General features: G+C 32.8%; 17 protein-coding genes. 3 read left to right on the plus strand and 14 right to left on the minus strand.

What is annotated here, in order from left to right:
- Positions 1 to 20 precede the first annotated feature (20 nt).
- The 6 genes from AB3G36_RS05410 to AB3G36_RS05435 all read right to left on the minus strand — a co-directional run bounded on the left by AB3G36_RS05410 (position 21) and on the right by AB3G36_RS05435 (position 7,178).
- A complete protein-coding gene (locus tag AB3G36_RS05410; RefSeq protein ID WP_367756768.1) occupies positions 21 to 929 on the minus strand; it encodes a pseudouridine synthase in 909 nt (302 codons plus the stop codon).
- A 269-nt stretch (positions 930 to 1,198) separates the two neighbouring features.
- Positions 1,199 to 2,158, minus strand: a complete 960-nt coding sequence (locus tag AB3G36_RS05415; RefSeq protein WP_367756770.1) for a geranylgeranylglycerol-phosphate geranylgeranyltransferase — start codon at positions 2,156 to 2,158, stop codon at positions 1,199 to 1,201.
- A gap of 69 nt (positions 2,159 to 2,227) precedes the next feature.
- Entirely contained in the window at positions 2,228 to 3,166 is a 939-nt protein-coding gene (locus tag AB3G36_RS05420; RefSeq protein ID WP_367756772.1) for a mevalonate kinase, read from the minus strand.
- Positions 3,167 to 3,215: 49 nt separating this feature from the next.
- Positions 3,216 to 3,410, minus strand: coding sequence for a hypothetical protein (locus AB3G36_RS05425; protein WP_367756774.1), 195 nt, complete (start codon positions 3,408 to 3,410; stop codon positions 3,216 to 3,218).
- Positions 3,411 to 3,453: 43 nt separating this feature from the next.
- Positions 3,454 to 4,557, minus strand: coding sequence for a diphosphomevalonate/mevalonate 3,5-bisphosphate decarboxylase family protein (locus AB3G36_RS05430; RefSeq protein WP_367756776.1), 1,104 nt, complete (start codon positions 4,555 to 4,557; stop codon positions 3,454 to 3,456).
- A 227-nt stretch (positions 4,558 to 4,784) separates the two neighbouring features.
- Positions 4,785 to 7,178 carry an outer membrane beta-barrel protein gene (locus AB3G36_RS05435; RefSeq protein WP_367756778.1) on the minus strand — a complete coding sequence of 798 codons (2,394 nt, stop codon included), beginning with the start codon at positions 7,176 to 7,178 and terminating at the stop codon, positions 4,785 to 4,787.
- A 203-nt stretch (positions 7,179 to 7,381) separates the two neighbouring features.
- Here AB3G36_RS05435 and AB3G36_RS05440 point away from each other — a divergent pair, with 203 nt between their 5' ends.
- From AB3G36_RS05440 to AB3G36_RS05450, 3 genes are all read left to right on the plus strand, one after another.
- Positions 7,382 to 8,434 (plus strand): sensor histidine kinase, encoded by a 1,053-nt coding sequence (locus AB3G36_RS05440; protein ID WP_367756780.1) that lies wholly within the window; start codon positions 7,382 to 7,384, stop codon positions 8,432 to 8,434.
- Positions 8,431 to 9,144 (plus strand): LytR/AlgR family response regulator transcription factor, encoded by a 714-nt coding sequence (locus AB3G36_RS05445; protein ID WP_367756782.1) that lies wholly within the window; start codon positions 8,431 to 8,433, stop codon positions 9,142 to 9,144. Before AB3G36_RS05440 ends, AB3G36_RS05445 begins: the two co-directional genes overlap by 4 nt.
- A 177-nt stretch (positions 9,145 to 9,321) precedes the next feature.
- Positions 9,322 to 9,798, plus strand: a complete 477-nt coding sequence (locus tag AB3G36_RS05450) for a TspO/MBR family protein (RefSeq protein WP_367756784.1) — start codon at positions 9,322 to 9,324, stop codon at positions 9,796 to 9,798.
- Positions 9,799 to 9,811: 13 nt separating this feature from the next.
- Here the strand turns inward: AB3G36_RS05450 and AB3G36_RS05455 are convergent, their stop codons facing one another.
- The 8 genes from AB3G36_RS05455 to AB3G36_RS05490 form a co-directional block, all read right to left on the minus strand.
- Positions 9,812 to 11,020: an NAD(P)/FAD-dependent oxidoreductase gene (locus tag AB3G36_RS05455; protein ID WP_367756786.1), complete on the minus strand. Its 1,209-nt coding sequence runs from the start codon at positions 11,018 to 11,020 to the stop codon at positions 9,812 to 9,814.
- A 29-nt stretch (positions 11,021 to 11,049) separates the two neighbouring features.
- Positions 11,050 to 11,727: a glycerophosphodiester phosphodiesterase gene (locus AB3G36_RS05460; RefSeq protein ID WP_367756788.1), complete on the minus strand. Its 678-nt coding sequence runs from the start codon at positions 11,725 to 11,727 to the stop codon at positions 11,050 to 11,052.
- An 83-nt stretch (positions 11,728 to 11,810) separates the two neighbouring features.
- Positions 11,811 to 13,472: an alpha-amylase family glycosyl hydrolase gene (locus tag AB3G36_RS05465; RefSeq protein ID WP_367756790.1), complete on the minus strand. Its 1,662-nt coding sequence runs from the start codon at positions 13,470 to 13,472 to the stop codon at positions 11,811 to 11,813.
- Between the two features lie 47 nt (positions 13,473 to 13,519).
- Positions 13,520 to 15,397 carry a glycoside hydrolase family 13 protein gene (locus AB3G36_RS05470; RefSeq protein ID WP_367756792.1) on the minus strand — a complete coding sequence of 626 codons (1,878 nt, stop codon included), beginning with the start codon at positions 15,395 to 15,397 and terminating at the stop codon, positions 13,520 to 13,522.
- Between the two features lie 177 nt (positions 15,398 to 15,574).
- Positions 15,575 to 17,869: a glycoside hydrolase family 65 protein gene (locus AB3G36_RS05475; RefSeq protein WP_367756794.1), complete on the minus strand. Its 2,295-nt coding sequence runs from the start codon at positions 17,867 to 17,869 to the stop codon at positions 15,575 to 15,577.
- Positions 17,870 to 17,922: 53 nt separating this feature from the next.
- Complete coding sequence (pgmB, locus tag AB3G36_RS05480; RefSeq protein ID WP_367756796.1) at positions 17,923 to 18,579, minus strand: beta-phosphoglucomutase; 657 nt, start codon at positions 18,577 to 18,579, stop codon at positions 17,923 to 17,925.
- Positions 18,572 to 20,101 carry an MFS transporter gene (locus tag AB3G36_RS05485; protein WP_367756797.1) on the minus strand — a complete coding sequence of 510 codons (1,530 nt, stop codon included), beginning with the start codon at positions 20,099 to 20,101 and terminating at the stop codon, positions 18,572 to 18,574. The genes pgmB and AB3G36_RS05485 overlap by 8 nt, the downstream gene beginning before the upstream one ends.
- Before the next feature lie 193 nt (positions 20,102 to 20,294).
- On the minus strand, positions 20,295 to 21,314 hold the full coding sequence (locus tag AB3G36_RS05490; RefSeq protein WP_367756799.1) for a LacI family DNA-binding transcriptional regulator: 1,020 nt from the start codon (positions 21,312 to 21,314) through the stop codon (positions 20,295 to 20,297).
- Positions 21,315 to 21,345 lie beyond the last annotated feature (31 nt).

Genomic DNA, 21,345 nt, shown 5'->3' on the forward strand with positions numbered 1-21,345 from the left:
GAGTGAAAAAAAATAAAGAATTAAACGTTCTTTAAATTGATTATTTCTTGTTCCGTAAGTAATCTCCAGTTTCCTCTTGGTAAGTTTTTCTTTGTCAAACCTGCAAATGAAACACGGTCAATTCTTAAAACATCATAACTAAAATGTTCAAAAATAGAACGAACTACTTTTACATTTGATGATCTCAGTTTTAAACCTATTTCACTTTTTGCTTCTCCTTCAATATAACTTACGTCTTCTACAAAAACACGGTGTCCATCAAGAACAAGTCCTTTGTTGATTTTTTCTAAATCTTCAAATTTTAAGTTTTTGTCAAGAGAAACTTGATAAATTTTTGATGATTTTTGACTAGGTAAAGTAAATTTACGAATCATGTCTGTGTCATTGGTAAACAATAATAGACCAGTCGTATTTTTATCCATTCTCCCTACAGCTCCAATTTTTGAAGTTGTAGAACCTTTTACCAGTTCCAAAACATTACGAAATTCTTGACCTTCGTCAAGAGCTGTCGTGAAGTTTTTAGGCTTGTTCAATAAGATGTATACTTTTTTCTCTGGAGTTAATTTTACCCCGTCAAAGTTAACAACGTCACCTGGTTTTACCATATATCCCATTTCGGTAACGGCAATTCCATTTACTTTCACAGTACCTGATTGAATGTAAATATCAGCATCACGACGTGAGCAAGCACCAGAATTTGCGATATATTTATTCAAACGAATTTCATCTTTTACCTTAGGTCTCTTTGGAGCCTGATTCGGTTTTTTCTCTACTTTATCCGAAACGACTTCAGCAACCTTAGTATTTACTTTTACTTTTTTAGGCCCTTGTGCCCTTTTTTGCATCGCAGGTTTTGGCTTATTAGAGCTAGGTCTAGAACTCGTAGGTCTAGCACCGCTTTTTTTATTATTGCCTTCCTTATTATTCATAATATTCTATAATTTGTGCAAAGATAGTATTTATATAGTTGACAATCGATATATGGTAATTATAAAACGCTAACGATCTATCTAATAGGTTTTTGTTTCGTTTTTTTGGAGCAATTTCCCGCTTTTCACTCTATCTTTTACTTTTTAAAGGAAAAAGTAAAAGGATGCCGTTGTAAACAAGGTTCACTGAACTCCAATTAAAATAAATATTATGTGAAGTAATCGGGGCTAAACAAGTATAATGATTAGAGACTGCTAGAATGATTTTCTTATAGAAGTAACAACAGTTTTTTACCATTCCATAATACAGATGGATTAATCAATACAATACAAAAAACACCGGCAACAATTAGGAATTTCAAAACATTATGAAGTAATAAATACTGTTCTTTTTTATTGGATTTCCACAGGTATAGTATGAAGAAAATTAGAATAATAAAACAACAATAAAAGTAAATATCCATATAACCAACGTCGTAGATGTCTACTAAAACGTAAACTGGAAAAATAGTTAAAAGTGTCAAAACAGTAATTATCTTTTTAGAAACCGTTTCTCCAAAACGAATTGGGATGGTTTGGTAATCATTAGCCAAATCTCCTTTTAAATTTTCTAAATCCTTAATCATTTCTCGAATAAGTAATAGTAAAAATAAAAAGCAAGCATGTGCAAAAATTACAGCAAAATGGCCTTTGTAATTTTCAATCTCTTCAAAACTGAGGTTGTAATAATAATGCAGTAAAATGGCAAAAAATGGAATGACAGCCATTACTGTAGCGGTTAGATTGCCTACAACTGCATATTTTTTAATTTTATGAGAGTAAAACCAAATTAGAAAAATGTATCCTGAAAAGAATATAAAAGCTTGCCAAGAAGCAAATATGGCTAACAATACAGCTAAAAAGTTTAATGCAAAATAAACTTTTAGTTTTGTGGATTGACTAACTAATCTGTCTAGCATTGATTTGTTAGGACGGTTGATTAGATCTTTTTGGCTGTCATAAAAATTATTGATAATATAGCCGGAAGCAATGGTAATAGCAGATGCAAATACGAGTAAAAACAAATTAAAATCCAATAGAATAGCAATGGCTCTTTTCTCTGGTGCCAGAATAAAAATTGCCGAAAGATACTGCGCTAGTATAATGATAGGGATATTATATCCTCTTACTACTGAGAATAAACTGACTATCTTCATTAATAAAAGCTTATACTTTCTGCTTAATGCCATACTTTTTTAAAATAATAAAGCTTAAAACCACAAAGAATTTTAAGCTTTAAATTTATTTTTCAGGTTCTATTAGAATTGATAGACCACTTCTAATTTATAATCTTGTAAAGATGCTTTGGCGCGTTCTAAATCTTCGGTAAAACCTAGAATATAACCGCCTCCACCAGAACCACATAATTTTAAATAATAATCATTGGTGTCAATTCCTTTTTGCCAAATGGCATGAAATTGCTCTGGAATCATAGGTTTGAAGTTATTCAAAACTACTTTTGATAATTTTTTAGTATTCATGAACAAAGATTTCATGTCACCACCCAAGAAATTCTCTACACAAGCGTCAGTATATTTTACAAACTGATTTTTCAACATCGTACGGAATCCTTTGTCTTTTAGGTTCTCCATAAAGATATTAACCATAGGTGCCGTTTCTCCTACAATTCCTGAGTCCAGCAGAAATACAGCTCCTTTCCCGTCAAAACTTTGATTTGGGATTCCAGTTGCTTCAATGTTGTCTTTGGAGTTTATTAAAATAGGAATACTCAAATAGCTGTTTAAAGGATCTAAACCAGAACTTTTTCCGTGGAAAAAACTCTCCATTTGAGAAAATATATTTTTTAATTGCAATAGTTTTTCACGTGTCAAATTTTCAAGAACAGTGATTTTGTCTTGCGCATATTTATCATAAATAGCCGCAACAAGTGCACCACTACTTCCCACACCATATCCTTGCGGGATACTGGAGTCAAAGTACATTCCTGTTTTGATATCTTGCTTTAAAGTAGCTAGGTCAAATGTTACAAGATTGGGTTGTTCTTGTTGTAAGGTTTCAAGATATACAGCAAAACGGTTCAAGCTAGCATTTGATGCAATAGCTTCTGCCGATGGATTTTCATTTCTTTTCAATGCTCCATTATAAAAATTATAAGGAATCGATAAACCCTTAGAGTCGCGAATAATTCCGTATTCTCCAAAGAGTAATATTTTTGAGTAAAATAATGGTCCTTTCATATTTATTTAAGAATTAACAATTTGGGGTTGGTAATTATTTCTTGTTTTTTTATAAATCTACTTGATCTCCTCGATTCTCTTCTAGAATTTTAGAGTCAATTTTTTCTTGTTGCTCAGGTGTTAATTCGTTCCAAACAACTCTCTTTTGTAATTCGAAAATGTTTTTTATTGCCTCAATTATAGTCTTGTCATTAGTGTCTAACAACAATTTAATTATTTCTAATTTTTCAGACTCAATATCCATAATTTTAAATCTTTAAAAAATAAAGATAAACAAAAAAAATAGACTAATTTAATACAGCACCATTTCCAATTTCGTCACAAAGATACTGCCCATTTTGGCAAAAGCCAACTAATTCGTTCTTAATAAATTGCAAAACTTTTTCGCTAACGTTTTCGGGATACAATACATGGACATTTGCTCCTGCATCAAGTGTAAAACACACTGGGATTTTAGTGTCATTTCTGAATTTCCAAATCGCATTAATGATTTGCAAGGTATTCGGTTTCATTAAAATAAAATAGGGCATTGAAGTCATCATCATGGCATGTAAAGTCAACGCTTCACTTTCGACCACTTTAATAAATTCTTCCAAATTCCCGCTTTCAAAAATCGCAATTAGTTTGTCTAGGTTTTCATGCGCTTGGGCAAATCTTCTTTCAGCATAGGGATGATTGTGCATCAAATCATGGCCTACAGTGCTCGAAACTTGTTTCTCGCCTTTGTCAACGAGTAGAATAGTATCTTGGTAATTCTTGAAATTCTCGTGAATGGCATTTGGAAATTCGACTCCGTATAAATCAGCACTTCCTTTAATATTAGCTTGTTTTCCCCATACAACTACTTGCCCTTTTACACTACGACAAGCGCTACCTGAACCCAGTCTTGCGAGGAAAGAAGCTTTTTGATAAAAATAATCCTCAGTCATTGTTGGATTTAGTGCTTTTTCTAAGCTCATGAAATTCATGGCAAGTGCAGCCATTCCAGAAGCTGATGACGCAATTCCTGAACTATGCGGAAAAGTATTTTGTGTGTCTATAGTAAAATGATATTCCTTCAAAAAAGGCAGGTATATTTCAATTCGCTCTAAGAATTTTAGAATTTTTGGCTTGAAGTCCTCTTTTGGTTTGCCTTCAAAAAGTAAATCAAAAGAAAAAGTATTATTTGCCGGATTAAGCGTAGTCGAAATGTCTTTTTTGGCGAAAGCTAGCGTAGTAACAGTTTTACAGTTGTTCAAGGTAAAACTCACCGATGGATTAGCTGGAATTTGATTCTCTTTTTTCCCCCAATATTTCACCAAAGCGATATTGCTGGGAGCACTCCACTGGAATGTACCACTTTCTATAGTATGAGAATAAGCTTTAGGGATAAAATTGTTTGTTGTTAACATGAAATATAAAATTTACGCAAAGATACTTTTTTTTGACCGCAGATTAGGAGATTTTTTTAATCTAGTAGTAATAGGATTAAACTAAATTAATTGTTTACCTTATTGTTATTGTCAGTTCTAGATTTTGGAGTATCTTTTTAGAATATGCAAATTCAATTTCAACATGTGCGTCAATCTCTAAGTTTTTCTTCTGTAATGAGTGTGTTAAACAATTTTGTGCTAACCAACTATAATCTGTTCTGCTCATCATTAAGGTCAGCATCTTTTACTTCTTTCTTTTTTGCAGTTCCAAAATTGTAGGTAATTGATAGTGTGATTTTTCTTGTTTCCCATCGGTTAACCCAGTTAGTGGTAATATTATCTTGTTTAGTAGTTTGTATCCACTGACTTTTCTTTAGCACATTTTGGGCACTTAAGTTCAGGCGGACTTTTTTATTAGCAACATCTTTTCTCATGCTAAAAGACATGTCGTAGGACGGTTTAAAAGTAGTATTTCCATAATTACCATTCTTACTGTAAAAGCTGTTCCATGTAGCACTCCAATCTTTTGCAATTGTAAAAGACTGGTTTATTGCACCGCTATAGGAAATTCCGCTATCACTAAATTGATAATTTTCTATATCAGATTGTGCTTGTACAAAAGAAACTTCAGTACTCAGTTGAGCTTCCCACCATTTTTTTAGTGACCAGCTTGTGTTAAAAGAAAGTCCGATACTTTGTGAACTCCCAATATTATCATAGTACAACGTTGTAATTTTTGTATCCTTATTATATTCAATAATTTGATACATTTCATCTGTAGAGAAATTAGCAAATAAGGAAAGCGATGTTTTTTGCTTTTTAATCCAAACTAATTCGAAGGCATTGGTAAATTCAGGTGTCAAACTTGGATTGCCTACAGAAACATTGTACGTATCAATGTATTCGTAATACGGATTAAGATATAAGTAGCGCGGTCTCTGAATACGGCGACTGTAAGAAAATTTAAATTGATTATCGTTAAAATTACCGTTAACGCTGAAAGAAGGAAATAGCGATAGATAATTGTTCTTATTTGTGGTATTTGAGGTTAAAGAAGTTGCGTCATAATGAATATATTCTGCTCTTAATCCAGCCTGAATATCAAAGTTACCTTTTGCAAAATTAGTAATTCCGTATCCAGAGAAAATAGATTCTTTATAGATTAATTGATTGCTTCGATTTGTATTTAAAGTATACTCTCCTTGATCATTTCTATCTTGTAACACAATTGTATAGTCATTATTGACATAGCTGTATTTACCACCAGTTTCAATACTAAACGTTTTATTTATTTTTTTCTCATAATCTAGTTTTGCGCTTATGATATTGAAATTTGTTGGATTTTGATATTTTACAAACTCATCGGCTTTGTAAGTTTCGTTAGTATTTGCTTTGAAATAAGAGTTGGAAGTGATGCGGTCACTATCATTTTGATAATTAGCATAATTAATTTGAGCATCGAGTTTAGTATCCAGACTATCTGAGGCAAAATTATAGAAAATAGTCCCCGTTAAGGTATGGCTTAAAATAGCATTATCTGTTTTCAAAATAGTATATCGATTGTAAATTGTGTTGTCAAATTCTTCGGTGCGACCGTTGGTTAGTTCGTCACTTTTATAAATGCTGTAATTTGCTGAAGCTCCAATATTTAAATTTGTGTTTAATTTTCGTGCAGCTCCAAAGTTTCCAGAATAGGTGTTAGACACGGGCAACCAGTCATTTTTTTGTTTTAGGAATGTGGTAAGATCTGGATTTACTACAGTTTGGTTTATCGTTCTGTGATTGACTCCTTCATTATAACCATAATTCAATCCCAATTTAGTATTCCATTTTTCGGTATTATTGTATAAGTTAAGACCATTGTAGTTTTTTATAAATTCGGCGTAACCTACAGATGATTTTACATTTCCGGTTAAACCATTAGCAGCCGATTTTTTAAGCACAATATTGAAAATTCCTGCACTTCCTGATGCATCATATTTTGCTGAAGGGTTAGCAACAATCTCTACTGATTTGATATTTGTGCCATCCATCATTTTTAAATATTGCTTTAGTTCCTCACCTGTTAGTAGTGATGGTTTGCCATCTATCATAATCTGAATATTGGCGTTTCCTCTAAAAACTACATTTTCATCCTTGTCTAAACGAACTCCTGGCAATTTGCTTAGAGTTTCAAGACCATCATTACCATTGCCAAAACCTGCTTTGTCTACATCAACAATCATTTTGTCTCTACTGAGTTTGATAAGGCTTTTATTTTGCATTATAACTACTTCATTAAGAGAAACAGCATCTTCTTCTAAGTCAAAATTTAGATTACCACTTGTCTCTGCGAATGTTTTTGATTTGAATGTCTTATAGCCCAACAAGTCAATCTGAACAAAGAAGGCTGTGTTGTTTAATTGAATTTCATAATTCCCGTTTTCGTCCGTTACTACGTATTTTATAAAGGAATTATTGTGAGCATCAAAAACAGAAACGTTTGCAAATGCTAGTTTCTCTTTACTATTTTTTGCTAAAACTGTTCCTGTAAGGTTTGTATCCTGCGCAAACAGTAAATTAATATTGAATAATAAAAAAATCGCGATAGTAGTTTTCATGTTCTGTATTTTTGTTTGGAGCAAATGTATAAGAGAGAAGGGATGATATAAATCGTTTTACACCATAGTGGTTTTTTAGTACACGAAACCTAAAAGACCAATCATTTCATTATTTTTATAAATAAAAAGTCAGTTTGTACAACGGATTCGTTAGTTGGTCCAAAAAAAATAGTGATTAACAGTATAATGTGTAAATTCATCCCATGGAAATAAATAAAAAACAGTGGTACTTTCATCTTGCTTTAGTGCTTACAATTGTATTGATGGATCTTTTTGCAGATTATGTATACGGAGGTAGTGAAAGATTTTTAAGTAACTTTCATTTGCCTTTAAATTTTAATCGTTTGATTATTTATGTGGCAACTTTTACGATCTATTCACTAAATTTTTTTGTTGTCTGTCCTTTTACATTAAGGAAAAAGCACTATTTGAGGTTTGCAGTGGGAATAGTACTCCTTGTTATTGTTTTTGGACGTATTCGTTATTTATTTGAAGAAGTTATTTTATATCATTTCACCGGAAAACATAATTATTTTGAAGAGTCTAGAGCATTCTTTTACTATACTTTTGATAATTCTTATTTTGCGGTTAAAGGCATTTTATACAGTACCTTATTGTATTTTTTCTTTGAATATGCAACCAATCAAAACCGAATACACCAGCTGGAGTTAGACTATAATAAGGCAGAACTCACTTTTCTTAAATCACAATTAGAACCCCATTTTTTATTCAATACGCTTAACACCTTTTATACAGATTTGATTGATGCACAACCCAAAATAGCCAAAGACATCCATCGTTTGTGCGATCTTCTTAGGTATGTGACGTACGAAGCAGGAAATGATTTTATGCCTTTGAGTAAAGAAATTAAATTCATTGAAGATTATATTTATCTGCATAGAAAACGTTTTGAAGACACCTTGTTTCTAGAATATACTGTTGATGGAGTTGTAGGAGAGCAAAGTGTGCCATCGCTAGTTTTTATACATTTTGTAGAAAATATTTTTAAACACGGAATTACAAATGACAAACGAAATCCTGCAAAAATTAATATTAGAATTTCTGAAAAAGAAATAATTGTAGAGACCTCAAACAAAATTTCTTCTTCAGAAAAGTACACTAACAATGGCATTGGTAAGGAAAATTTAGAACGGAGACTTAGTGGAATTTACAAGCAAGATTATGTCTTGTGTTACAATCAATCTAATGCTATCTTTACTACAATATTAAAACTGCCATTTAAATTTAAATCATGAAAACACTAAAATGCCTCATTGTTGATGATGAACCACCTGCTGTCCGATTGCTGGAAAAATATGTTAGTAAAGTTCCTTTTCTTAATCTAATAGCAACTACAACAAGTTCAATTGAAGCATTATCAAAAATAGAGCAACAAAATATTGACTTGGTTTTTATGGATATCCAAATGCCAGATTTGACAGGATTGCAGTTATCGAAAATTGTAAAAGGCAAAACAAACATTATTTTTACTACTGCTTATCCGCAATTTGCACTACAAAGCTATGAAGTAGATGCAATCGATTATTTGTTAAAACCATTTGAATTTGAACGTTTTTATGAAGCTGTTTTAAAAGTGAAAAATAATTTTCGGTCTGAGGTAAAAGAAGTTCTAAAAGAAATTGATGAGTTTATATTTATTAAAACAGATGGGAAGAATAATTTTGAAAAAGTCTACGTAAAAGACATCTGCTATATAGAAGGTTTAAAAAATTATGTTGCGATCCATTTAAAAGACAAACAAATTATCACCAATAATACTTTAAAGAATATTGAGGATTTTTTACCCACTTCTGAATTTGTAAAGACGCACAAATCATTTATTGTTTCGCTTCGTCATATTTCAAAAACCGATTCTTTGTGCGTTTTTATTAATGAAAAATGTATTCCTATTGGCGATACCTACAAAAAAGAATTGTTTGAAATTATTCAAAGAAGGAAATTGTAATGTGTAAAAGAGTTCATTTAAGTTAACGTCAATTTGTTGACATTGGTTTCTTATCATGTTGCTCCATTTTCTTAAAATTTTATTTACAATTCATTTATCTTATTATTTATCAATTTTTTATTTTTTAGAATTAGAGAGAAGTTTTGATTAATTTTGAATCCTCAAATAAATTTTAAAATGAATAAGCTTACTAAAATACTTACCGTTGTTGTTACTTGTCTTGTTGTTGGATATTTTTCGGGAATAGTTACTCGTGGAAGTATCTTGACTTGGTATCCTACATTAGTAAAACCTAGTTTTAATCCACCCAATTGGATTTTTGCTCCTGTTTGGAGTATGCTTTATATTATGATGGGTATAGCAGCAGGGCTGGTTTGGGACCGTATTGATTTTGAAAAAGAATTAGTAAAAAAGGCTTTAGTTCTTTTTGTAATTCAGTTGGGTTTAAATGCTTTGTGGTCGTATTTATTCTTTGGGTTGCACAACCCAATGTTAGCAGGAATTGAGATTATTTTGTTATGGTTAATGATATTCGAAACCTATACTCAATTCTCCAAAATCAATAAAATCGCGGGTTTTCTATTTATACCGTATTTGGCTTGGGTCAGTTTTGCGATGGTGTTGAATGGAAGTATTTGGTGGTTGAATAGATAAAGTTTCGTTTTGGTTAAATGGCATTCGCCAATATAAATCCGCTTGTCCAAGCATTCTGGAAATTAAATCCGCCTGTAATGGCATCAATATTTACTATTTCTCCAGCAAAATAAAGATTTTCATGCAATTTGCTTTCCATGGTTTTGAAGTTGATTTCTTTCAAATCGATTCCGCCAGCGGTTACAAATTCTTCTTTAAAAGTGCTTTTTCCATTGACTTGAAAAGTTCCATTGGTCAATTGATTGGCTAAGTTTTGCAATTGTATTTTTGATAAATCAGCCCATTTGGTTTCGGCTTCAATTCCAGAAGCAAGAACTAAGCTCTCCCATAAACGATTGGGGAAGTCAAATGGTGATTTTTTAGAAACCGCTTTCTTGGCGTGTTCCTGTTTTAATTCTTTTAGTTTTTTCTCGGTATCTGCTGTGTCAATATCATTCAGCCAATTCACGAATATGGTAAATTGATAGTTTTTATCATGTAGTATTCGCGCTCCCCAAGCCGATAGTTTTAAAACAGCTGGACCACTCATACCCCAGTGCGTTATCAATAATGGACCTGTAGATTCTAGTTTTGTATCTTTTACTTTTACGGTTGCTAATGCTGCTACTCCAGGTAATTCTTTAATTCTACTGTCTTTGATATTGAAAGTGAATAGGGAAGGAACGGGGCTCACGATGGCATGACCATAGGTTTGTAGCATTTCCCATATTTTTGGGTTGCTTCCGGTGGCAAGAATTAATTTCTCCGCAATGTAATTTTCGCTTTGCGTTTCTATTTTCCAAATATTGTCTTTCTTGAAAATAGATTGCACACTTTGTCCTGTCAAGATTTTTATTCCTAGTTTTTGCGTTGCCGTCAGGAAACAATCAATTATGGATTGTGACGAATTGGAGACTGGAAACATTCTTCCATCATCTTCCATTTTTAATTCTACGCCATGTTTTTCAAACCATTCGATAGTATCTCCCGAGCAAAACTGATGAAAGGGACCACGTAATTCTTTTTCTCCACGTGGATAGAATTTCACCAATTCATTGGGTTCAAAACAAGCATGTGTCACATTACATCTTCCACCACCTGAAATGCGTACTTTTTGCAATACTTCGGCACCACGTTCTAATATGGTTACTTTTAGTTTTGGATTTTTCTCTACGATGTTAATAGCTGTAAAAAATCCTGCTGCACCACCACCTACTATTATTATATCAAAATCTTGATTCATATTTTTGTTGTTTTTGCTTAAAGCAAAATTTATAATCTATCGGGAAAATCAGATATGATTCCGTCTACTTGATATGTTTTTATTCTTTTTATGTCTTCAGTTTCATTGACCGTCCAAGGGAATACTTGAAATCCTTTTTCTTGTAATTGGGCCGTATTTTCTTTGTTTAACAAATGAAAATAAGGATGAATGGATTTTGCTTGGATAACTTTGGCGAAAGCCAATGCCAGATCCAAATCCGTTTCTGTTATAACCCCAATAGGAATTAGTGCGTTTGCAGCAGCCACTTTTTGTAAAGCGTTCCAATCAAAACTAGAAACCAAAAATTGACTGTATATCCAGTTTTTTTCTGAAACGTATTTTTCAATTAGATCCACTACTTTATCTGCAGTTTCAAAACTTTTTAACTCAATATTGATGTCACATTTTTGATCAATTAATTTTAAAACTTCTGATAATGTTGGAATATGATGTTCTTTATTTATCAGGAAGCGTTTTAATTCTGGAAGCGAAAATTCACTTACAAATCCCTTACCATCAGTTGTTCGATCTACTGTTTCATCATGAATAACCATTAATTCATTATCTAGACTTAAATGAACGTCGAGCTCAATTCGATTAGCATGAAGGTCGATGGCTTTTTGAAAACCGATTAAGGTATTCTCGGGTTTATGCCCTTTTGCACCTCGATGCCCAATTTTTAACATGGTATAGATTTTTTACAAAGGTAGCTAAAATAAAAAAGCACAAACCGTGTTTGGATTGTGCTTTTCATATTTTATGGAACTGTTTATTTTTCTAATAAAACAATGTCAAATGGGGAATCAATAGTAATTTTTCCATTTGTTACCGTAGCTTCTTTTCCAGAATAGTCATCTTTTAACTTTGTCCCTTCAGAGAATACGGTTCCTACTGAAAGTTCTTTTTTACCAATTGCCAAATCCAGTCCTACAACTACTTTATCGGTGTAATTTCCTTTGGAATACGTTCTTGAAAAAGTATAAGGTTGCGCAGAAATTTCTTGGTGAACTCCAGCTCCAATTGCGGGATGATTTTTTCTAAACTGTCCTAGTTTTTGCCAGTGTAAAAGTGCTTTTTGTGTATCAGAATTTGTTGTTATATCGTCCCAATTCATCATGGATCGCAAGGTGGCATCGCCTTCGGTACCTTCGACAATTAAAGAACGCGCTGACTCGTCTCCGTAATAGACTTGTGCAAGTCCTGGAGAAAGCAATAATTTTGTTGCAGTTTCTTTGTTTTTGGTTCTTGCTGCATCAAAAGGGCCTCCATCATCATGTGAAGACAAATAGTTTAAAACACTATATCCTTTTAATTCTCCGTTTAAGATTTTAGAATATTTAGAGAATATAAATTCATAGTTTTTTTGTGCATCCCATTTGAATTCGAAATTGATCATGTTGTTAAATCCGTTTTCGTAATAGTTTACTTTTTTATCTCCAAAATCAAAATATTTACCTGCACTAATGTTGTAATTGTAGACTTCAGCAATCGTGTAAAAAGAGTTGTTATCTAGTACTTTCGTAGGATTGTTTTTTTTCCAAGTTGCAAATGCATAATTACATTGTGTTTTAAAATCGGACCAAACACTTTCATTAGTATGTTTAACCGTATCTGCTCTATAACCATCAATTCCGTATTCAGCGATATAATCGGTTAGCCATTTTATGATATAATTTTTTGGGGTTCTAGGGTATCCCGTTCTTTTGAAAAATGCATCCAATGAAGTGACTTCTTTTTCATAACGCCCTTCTTTTTTCCATTTTTCGATTAAAAAAGGAGGAAGTGTAACTTCTTGATTGCTTTCGGTTTTTACATCTGGAAGGTTTTTTACTAAGGTACAAACGGTTGTAGTTTCAAAGGATTTATAATCACATTGTGGCCCTGTTCGCACCCAATCCGAAGGCCAAATAGTGTCATCATTTGTTACTGGTCCAGTGTGGTTTATCACGCCATCTAGAATAATACGAATGCCATGTGCATGTGCTTTTTGAACCAAAGCGGCCAAATCTTTTTTAGTTCCAAAGTTAGGATCTAAAGCAGTCCAATCCCTAGCCCAATAGCCATGAAAGCCATAGCTTAAGCCAGTTCCTTCGTCAACGGCATCATGTATTTGTTCTACAATAGGTGTAAACCAAATGGCATTTATTCCTAATTTATCAAAATACCCTTCGTCAATTTTTTTAGAAATACCTAGAATATCTCCCCCTTCAAAACCACGAAGTTTTCCAGCAGTTTTATTTCTGTTAAAGTTTAAATCATTGGATTTATCTCCATTGTTAAAACGATCAGTCAATAAAAAATAAACACTTGCTGACTCCCAAACAAATGGGGTTTCACTTATTGAATTATTTTTCTTAATTGTTTTTGTACTGGAACAACTAGCAAAGAATGCCATTGTAAAAAGTAAAATGAGGGCTGTGTTTTTTTTCATATTTTTATTCGAAAAGTAAATTAAAGAGATGTATCAAGTAGCTAAAACTATTCTAATTCTAATATCAAAACAGATTTACTGTTTATATTAATTTCATTAGATAAGTCATAAGAATGATCAGTTAAGATATCTTTTCCTGTTTTATGGGTTTTGATGTTTTCTTGAAAACGATCTGTTTTTATAGTATGATCTTCCTTACTATTGTTGATAACAATCATTACCGTTTTGTTTTCGGTATATCTAAAATAAACATAGACATTGTGTTCAGGAATATAGTGGGTCATTTTTCCGAAATGAACTGCTTCATTGGTTTTTCTCCAATTAAAAAGTTTCGAAGTAAAGTCGAAGTATTGATTTTGCCAGTCTGTTCTTCCTTCTTTTATGAATGCATTATTTTCATCATTTTTCCAACCTCCAGGAAAATCTTGTCTAATATCAGCATCTCCTTTGTTTTTATCTCCTCTCATTCCTATTTCACTACCGTAATATAATTGAGGAATTCCTCGTACAGTAGCTATCAAGGCCATTGCCATTTTATACTTGTTGAAATCATTATTGTAGAGTTCGTTAAATCGACTGGTGTCATGATTTTCAGCAAAAACCATAATGTTATTTGGATTTGGATATAAAAAATCTTCTGTAAAATTATCATACATTTTCACCATCCCTTTGTTCCAATTTCCATCATCTTCATTAAAAACACTCTCAATAGCATCATGTAACGTAAAATCCATTACACTTGGTAAGTTTGAATTGAAGTTTTGGATGGCTCCAATTTTACTGTCTTTTTGCCAATACGCCATTTGAGCTTGACTTTGCATCCAAATTTCCCCTACAATATTAAAATTTGGGTATTCATCAGTAATTGCTTTTGTCCAAGAGGCAATTCCTTTAGGGTCAGAATAGTTGTAGGTGTCTACTCTAAAGCCATCTACATTTGCATATTCAATCCACCAAATTGCATTTTGTTTCAAATAATTTAACACCAAAGGATTTGATTGGTTTAAGTCGGGCATTGAGGGAACAAACCAGCCATCTAAACATACTTTTTTATCAAATTCAGAGGCGTTGATGTCGGTGATTGTTGATCTTTTATGATTGGTTTGCGTATAATTATCAAATTGATGTACCCAGTCTTTTGTTGGCAAGTCTTTCATCATCCAATGTTCAATTCCCCAATGATTGGTTACATAGTCCATGACTAATTTCAAATCTTTTTTATGCATTTCTGATGACAAACGAACATAATCTTCATTGGTTCCATAACGAGGGTCAATTTTATAAACATCAGATTGCGCATAAGTATGATAAGAGAAAGCGGGGTCATTATCCTCACAAAGTGGTGTACTCCATATTGCTGTTGCTCCCAGCGATGAAATGTAGTCTAAATTGTTTATAATACCTTGTATGTCTCCTCCATGTCTTCCACCAGGTAAATCACGATTGTATTTTTCGACAGTGTTGTCGTTACTGTCATTGTCTGGATTTCCATTAGCAAAACGATCGGGCATTAATAAATATAACATATCAGAGGCATCAAAACTTTTGCGTTGAGCAGAGTTTTTACGTCTTTTTTTGATGGAATATTTCTGAGTAAATAGTTCTTTGTTGTTGCTTTTAAAGCTAAAAACTAAATCGGTAGAAGGTGTTTTTTGTGTGTCAATAGTCACAAAAATATAGTTGGGATTTTCTGTTCTTTTGACATTGATTATTTTGGTTTCATTTGAAACGGTGACTTGATATTTAGCTATGTCTTTGCCATAAAACATAATCTGTAAATTTGGATTATGCATTCCCGCATACCAAAATGGAGGTTCGATTTTATCGATTTGAGCATTTATGGATAGGGACATAAAAAAAAGGAATAGGGTTATTTTTTTTATAAAAGCTTTGTTTTTTGACTGCGTGTAACCAAATTTATTCATATTTAAGGATATTTTGAACATTATTGAAATTATTTTATGGTAGATGGTTAGAAAAGTAGGATTACTAAAGAAGTATTAGTTTAAATTAAACAATCCCAATAAAATTGGGATTGTTTGTAGGCAAATTAGCCTTTTCTAAGAGAAAGAATTATCTACAAGTTCTTTACAATTAAATTGTTATAGAGTAGGGGAAACAACAACTGGTTTGCCATTTACGATTATTGTCAATTCCTTTGTTCCATCTACTGAAAAAGTGGTTTGATTGTGATTGATAGCCACTTTTAGAATTTGATTTCTGAAATTTATTTTAAAGGAGTACCCTTTCCATTCTTTTGGAATTTTTGGAGAAAAGTGCAGCGTGTCATTTTTTACTCGCATTCCGCCAAATCCTTCTACGATACTCATCCAGGTACCGGCCATTGATGTAATATGACACCCTTCTTCTACTTCTTTGTTGTAATCATCTAGATCTAGTCGCGATGTTCTTAAGTAGAATGTATATGCCATTTCCATTTTGTCAAGGGAAGCCGCTTGAATGGAATGAACACAAGGCGAAAGAGAGCTTTCATGTACTGTGAACGATTCGTAAAACTCAAAATTACGTTTCAGTTCCTCTTTAGAGAAATGCTCTTCAAAGAAATAGAAACATTGTAATACATCAGCTTGTTTGATATAAGGAGAACGCAATACTCTGTCCCAAGACCATTTTTGATTGATCGGGCGTTGTGATTTGTCTAAGTCTTTTACAGGAACAAGATCTTTATCTAAAAAGCAATCTTGTTGCAAGTAGATTCCTAGTTCTTCTGATTTTGGGAAATACATATTTCCTGCTACTTTCTTCCATTCTTGCAATTCAGCATCAGATAATTTTACTTTCTCAATAATACGTTTATGATCTGATGGGTATTCTAAAGAAACTTTCTGAATTTGTTCTTGCGCATAATCAATGCACCATTTAGCAATATAATTGGTGTAGAAATTATTGTTGATGTTGTTTTCATATTCATTAGGACCTGTAACTCCTAGAATAACATATTGATTTTTGTCTTTGGAGAAATTCGCTCTTTGATGCCAAAAACGAGCGATACCTATTAATACCTCTAATCCTTTTTCTGGGATGTAAGAATAATCGCCAGTAAAACGGTGGTAATTGAAGATTGCAAAAGCGATAGCCCCATTTCTATGTATTTCCTCATGCGTAATTTCCCATTCATTATGGCACTCTTCACCATTCATGGTAACCATCGGGTATAATGCTGCACCATCTTTGAATCCAAGGTTTTTCTCGGCATTCTCAATTGCTTTATCCAGTTGATTGTAACGGTACGTCAATAAGTTTCGAGCTACTTGTTGGTCTTTGGTCGCCATATAAAATGGAATACAATACGCTTCAGTATCCCAATAGGTTGATCCTCCGTATTTTTCTCCAGTAAATCCTTTTGGACCGATGTTTAATCGGCTGTCTTTACCTAAATAAGTTTGGTTCAATTGGAAAATATTAAATCGGATACCTTGCTGTGCTTTCACATCACCATCAATAGTAATATCTGACATTTCCCAAATTTTTGCCCAAGCATCAATTTGATCTTGTAACAATTGATCGTACCCTTTTGTTAAAGCAAGTTGGATTGCTTTTTCGGCTGCTGTAAAAGTATTTGTATGATTTAAAGAAACGGTATATCCCCCTATTTTTTGAATAGATGATTTTTTGCCTTGAGCGACAATAACAGCATAACTACTTTGAATTTTGTCTGTACCTGTTTCAAAGTTGCTAGGTGAAATATTTAAGTTTCGACCATTTTCTAAGATGCTGTTTTGCATAAAAGTGGTCACTTTGAAATGTGTTTTGAAGGTTTGTGCTGTAACAAAAGCTTCGTTGCCTACATGTTTTACTTCAAGTGGCTCCCAGAATTTTTCATCCCAGTTGGCGTCCTCATTTGTTACACCTGCATCTATGTACGGTTTGTAAACTATTTTTGCGTCTTTATTTAATGGCGTAATTTCATAATTTATGATACCTACTTCGTCCAAATCCAGTGAAAGTAAGCGACGTACGTTTACGGCGATTTCAGTACCATTTTTTAGCTTGGCTTCAAATGAACGGTTGTACCATCCTTCTTTCATATTCAATTCACGACGAAAATGGTTTACTTCAACACAGGTGTTTAAATCTAAATTCTCGCCATTGATTTCAATATCAATTCCAATCCAGTTGGGTGCATTCAATACTTTTGCAAAATATTCAGGGTAGCCATTTTTCCACCAACCCACTTTAGTTTTATCTGGATAATAAATCCCAGCAATATAACTTCCTTGAAAAGTAGAGCCAGTATAATTTTCTTCAAAATTAGCACGTTGTCCCATAGCACCATTTCCAATACTAAAAAGGCTTTCTGATGATTTTACGCTTTCTGAATCAAATCCTTCTTCAATGATGGACCAATTGTCTGGTTTTATATAATCTTGGTTCATTTTTTTAATTTTATTTAAATACTGAAAATTAGCTTTCCAATAATTTCAATTCTTTATTTATTAATCAATTTTTCGATGAAAGCAAATTCAATATGAGTGAAATCCTCAAAAATATACTTAGCTTCATGAAGTGTTTTTTCTTCGCCAATTCCTATGCTTGTCATTTTACCAATATTGGCTGCTTGAACACCAGCAACAGAGTCTTCAAAAACAATAGCATCTTCTGGTTTTGATCCTAATAATTTTGCTGCTATCAAGAAAACTTCTGGATCAGGTTTGGCATTGGTAACATCATTCCCGTCAACAATAGCATCAAAATAATGTATGATTCCTGTTTTTTCAAGAATAGGTCTTGCATTCTTACTTGCTGATCCTAATGCTATGGGTTGGTTTTTATCTTTTAAAAACTGTAGAATAGGCATTACTCCAGGTAAGATTTCACTTTGATCCATATCAACAAGATAGGTGAGATATTCTTCATTTTTTTGAATCAACCATTTGTTTTTATCTTCTTGTGACGCTTCTACTTTTCCTAATTCTAATATAATATCAAGAGAACGTACACGACTTACTCCTTTTAATAGTTCATTGTGTTCTAGTGTGAAATCAATATTTAATTCTTGTGCAATTTTTTGCCATGCTAAATAATGGTACTTCGCGGTATCTACTATAACTCCGTCAAGGTCGAATATGAATGCTTTTTTATTCATTGATTGTAATTTTGGATTCGTCATTAATAATAAGAGCAATAATTCCGGCAAGAATCATGGAAGCTCCACCAATTAATAATGCGTATATGGGTTCATTGTTAAAAATTTGGGATACTAAAAATCCTAGAATGGATGCAGCAACTAGTTGCGGAATTACGATAAAGAAGTTAAAAACTCCCATGTAATATCCCATTTTGGCAGAAGGTAAAGAGCCAGATAACATAGCATAGGGTATTGATAAAATACTTGCCCATGCAATTCCAACTCCTATCATTGGAAGCCATTCCATAGTAAATGTTGTTGGTTCTTTTATGAAATAGATAGATATAAGACCAATTCCACCGCAAACTAATGCAGCAAAGTGGGTGAATTTTCTACTCGTGTATTTTGCTAATAAGGGCAATAAAAAAGAAGCGATTGCGGCAATTAAATTGTAGTTAGCAAACATTTCTCCCACTTGATTTGCTCCTGTATTGTAGGCAACTGATGTGGTATCAGTCGTTCCGTAAATATGTTGTGTTACGGCAAGAGTGGTGTAAATCCACATGGAGAAAAGGGCAAACCAAGAAAAGAATTGTACCCAAGCCAACTGTTTCATGATTTTTGGCATAAACTGAAAATCATTCATAATGGTAACAAAACCATTTTTGGTGTTATTGGTTTTTTGCATTAATCCTGAAGCAACCATTGCGAGACCACCTAAGCCAATAAGCCCAAGAGATAAAACGTATAAATCTTTCTTTAAATCAAAATGATAAATTACAAATGAAAATAGGATACTTACAATTAAAAATAGAGTTCCCTTAGTTAAATGAGATTTTCCGTTGGAGGTAAACCATTCTGCTGAATGATCTTCTTTTACAAACGTGATTTCTTTGTATTTTTCAAAAGCGGCTAATTCTTCTGGAGAATATTCTTTGGACGTAATTACAGTCCATAGAACAGTAACTATAAATATAATACCACCAAAATAAAAGGAATATTTTACAGAGTCTGGAATAATACCTAAAGGAGCAGTGTTTTGAACACCCAAATGAGTGAAAATCAAAGGCAATTTTGACGCAAAATAGGCACCAATACCAATGAAGAAACTTTGCATAGCAAACCCCATGGTACGTTGCTTTTCAGGAAGATTATCTCCTACAAATGCACGGAATGGCTCCATAGAGACATTGATCGAAGCGTCCATAATCCAAAGCATTCCTGCCGCAATCCATAACACTGGAGAGTTTGGCATAACAAATAGAGCTGCCGAAGCTAAAATTGCTCCTGCTAAAAAATAAGGTTTTCTTCGTCCTAATTTGGTCCAAGTTCGATCAGAGAAATAACCAATAATTGGTTGAATAATTAATCCAGTTAAAGGAGCGGCAACCCATAAAATAGGGATGTCATCAATGTTTGCACCTAAAGTCTGAAATATTCTACTAACATTAGAGTTTTGCAATGCAAATCCCATTTGTATTCCTAGAAATCCAAAACTCATGTTCCAAATTTGCCAGAAACTTAACTTACGCTTTTCCATTATCGTAATTTATATTAATAATACGATAAGCGCGATGCTTATCAAAACTTGTTCTTATTTTCGAAGTAAAAGTAAAAGCTTTGAGGTGGGTGTAAATATAAAATTTTTTTCCAAACTTCTATTTTTAACTTTTAAAAAATAGGGAAATATTTTACTACAAGGTTGTAGTAATGAATTATATAGAATTAAAAAGCTAATTTGTGGATTCTCTCTCTATAAGATGTGTTTCTATCACTTCAGTTTTATAATTTTCCTCTTCGTCTTCTTCTAATTCCAATCGGTCAATAAGCATTTTTGCCGCTTTATTGCCCATTTTTATTCCATTTTGACTTACAGTTGTAATAGTTGGCGTAGAATATTTTGAAATAATCCCATCCGTAAAAGCAATTACTGCAAAATCTTCAGGAACGCTTAAGCCAATTTTACTGGCTGTCTTTATACAAGTTACGGCAAAAAGTTCATTTACGGCGAAAACTGCATCAATGGCCTTGTCTTCCAATAATTTTCCAATAATGATTTCGCATGTATCAATATCTTCAATTTTGATAATTAGGTTTTCGTCGAAAGGGATGTTATTGTCTAATATCGCTTTGGTATATCCGTCAGTTCTTAATTTGCCTACACTTACATAATCAACTGTAGTTACTAGTGCTATTTTTCTTTTGCCTTTGTCTATTAAACTTTGAACGGCTTCGTAAGCTGCAGATTTGTCATCAATAATAACTTTGTCACAAAGAATATCGTTAGTGACACGATCAAACATTACAACGGGCATTCCTTGATTTATCACCTCGGTAATATGATGAAAGTCTCCTTTTAATTGGGTTTCTTTAGAAAGAGACATAATAAATCCATCGATACTTCCATTAGCTAATAGTTCCATATTAAGGACCTCTTTATCAAAAGAGTCGTCAGAGAGACATATAATTACACTGTACCCATATTCATTGGCAACTTGTTCGATCCCATTGATAACGGTCGAAAAGAAATGATGTACTATTTCAGGGATAATGATCCCGATTGTTTTTGTCTTTCTGTTTTTTAGGCTTAGTGCAATGTTATTAGGTTTGTAATTGTAAAATTTAGCAAAAGCTTGCACTTTTAACCTAGTCTCTTCTCCAATTTCCAAGCTATTTCTAAGTGACTTTGAAACGGTTGAAATGGAGACGTCCAGTTCTTTTGCAATTTGTTTAAGTGTTACTTTTCTTTTCATGGATCAATTAAGGAATTATTTGGTATTCATA

This window comes from Flavobacterium sp. WC2430 (assembly GCF_040822075.1).
Lineage (GTDB): Bacteria > Bacteroidota > Bacteroidia > Flavobacteriales > Flavobacteriaceae > Flavobacterium.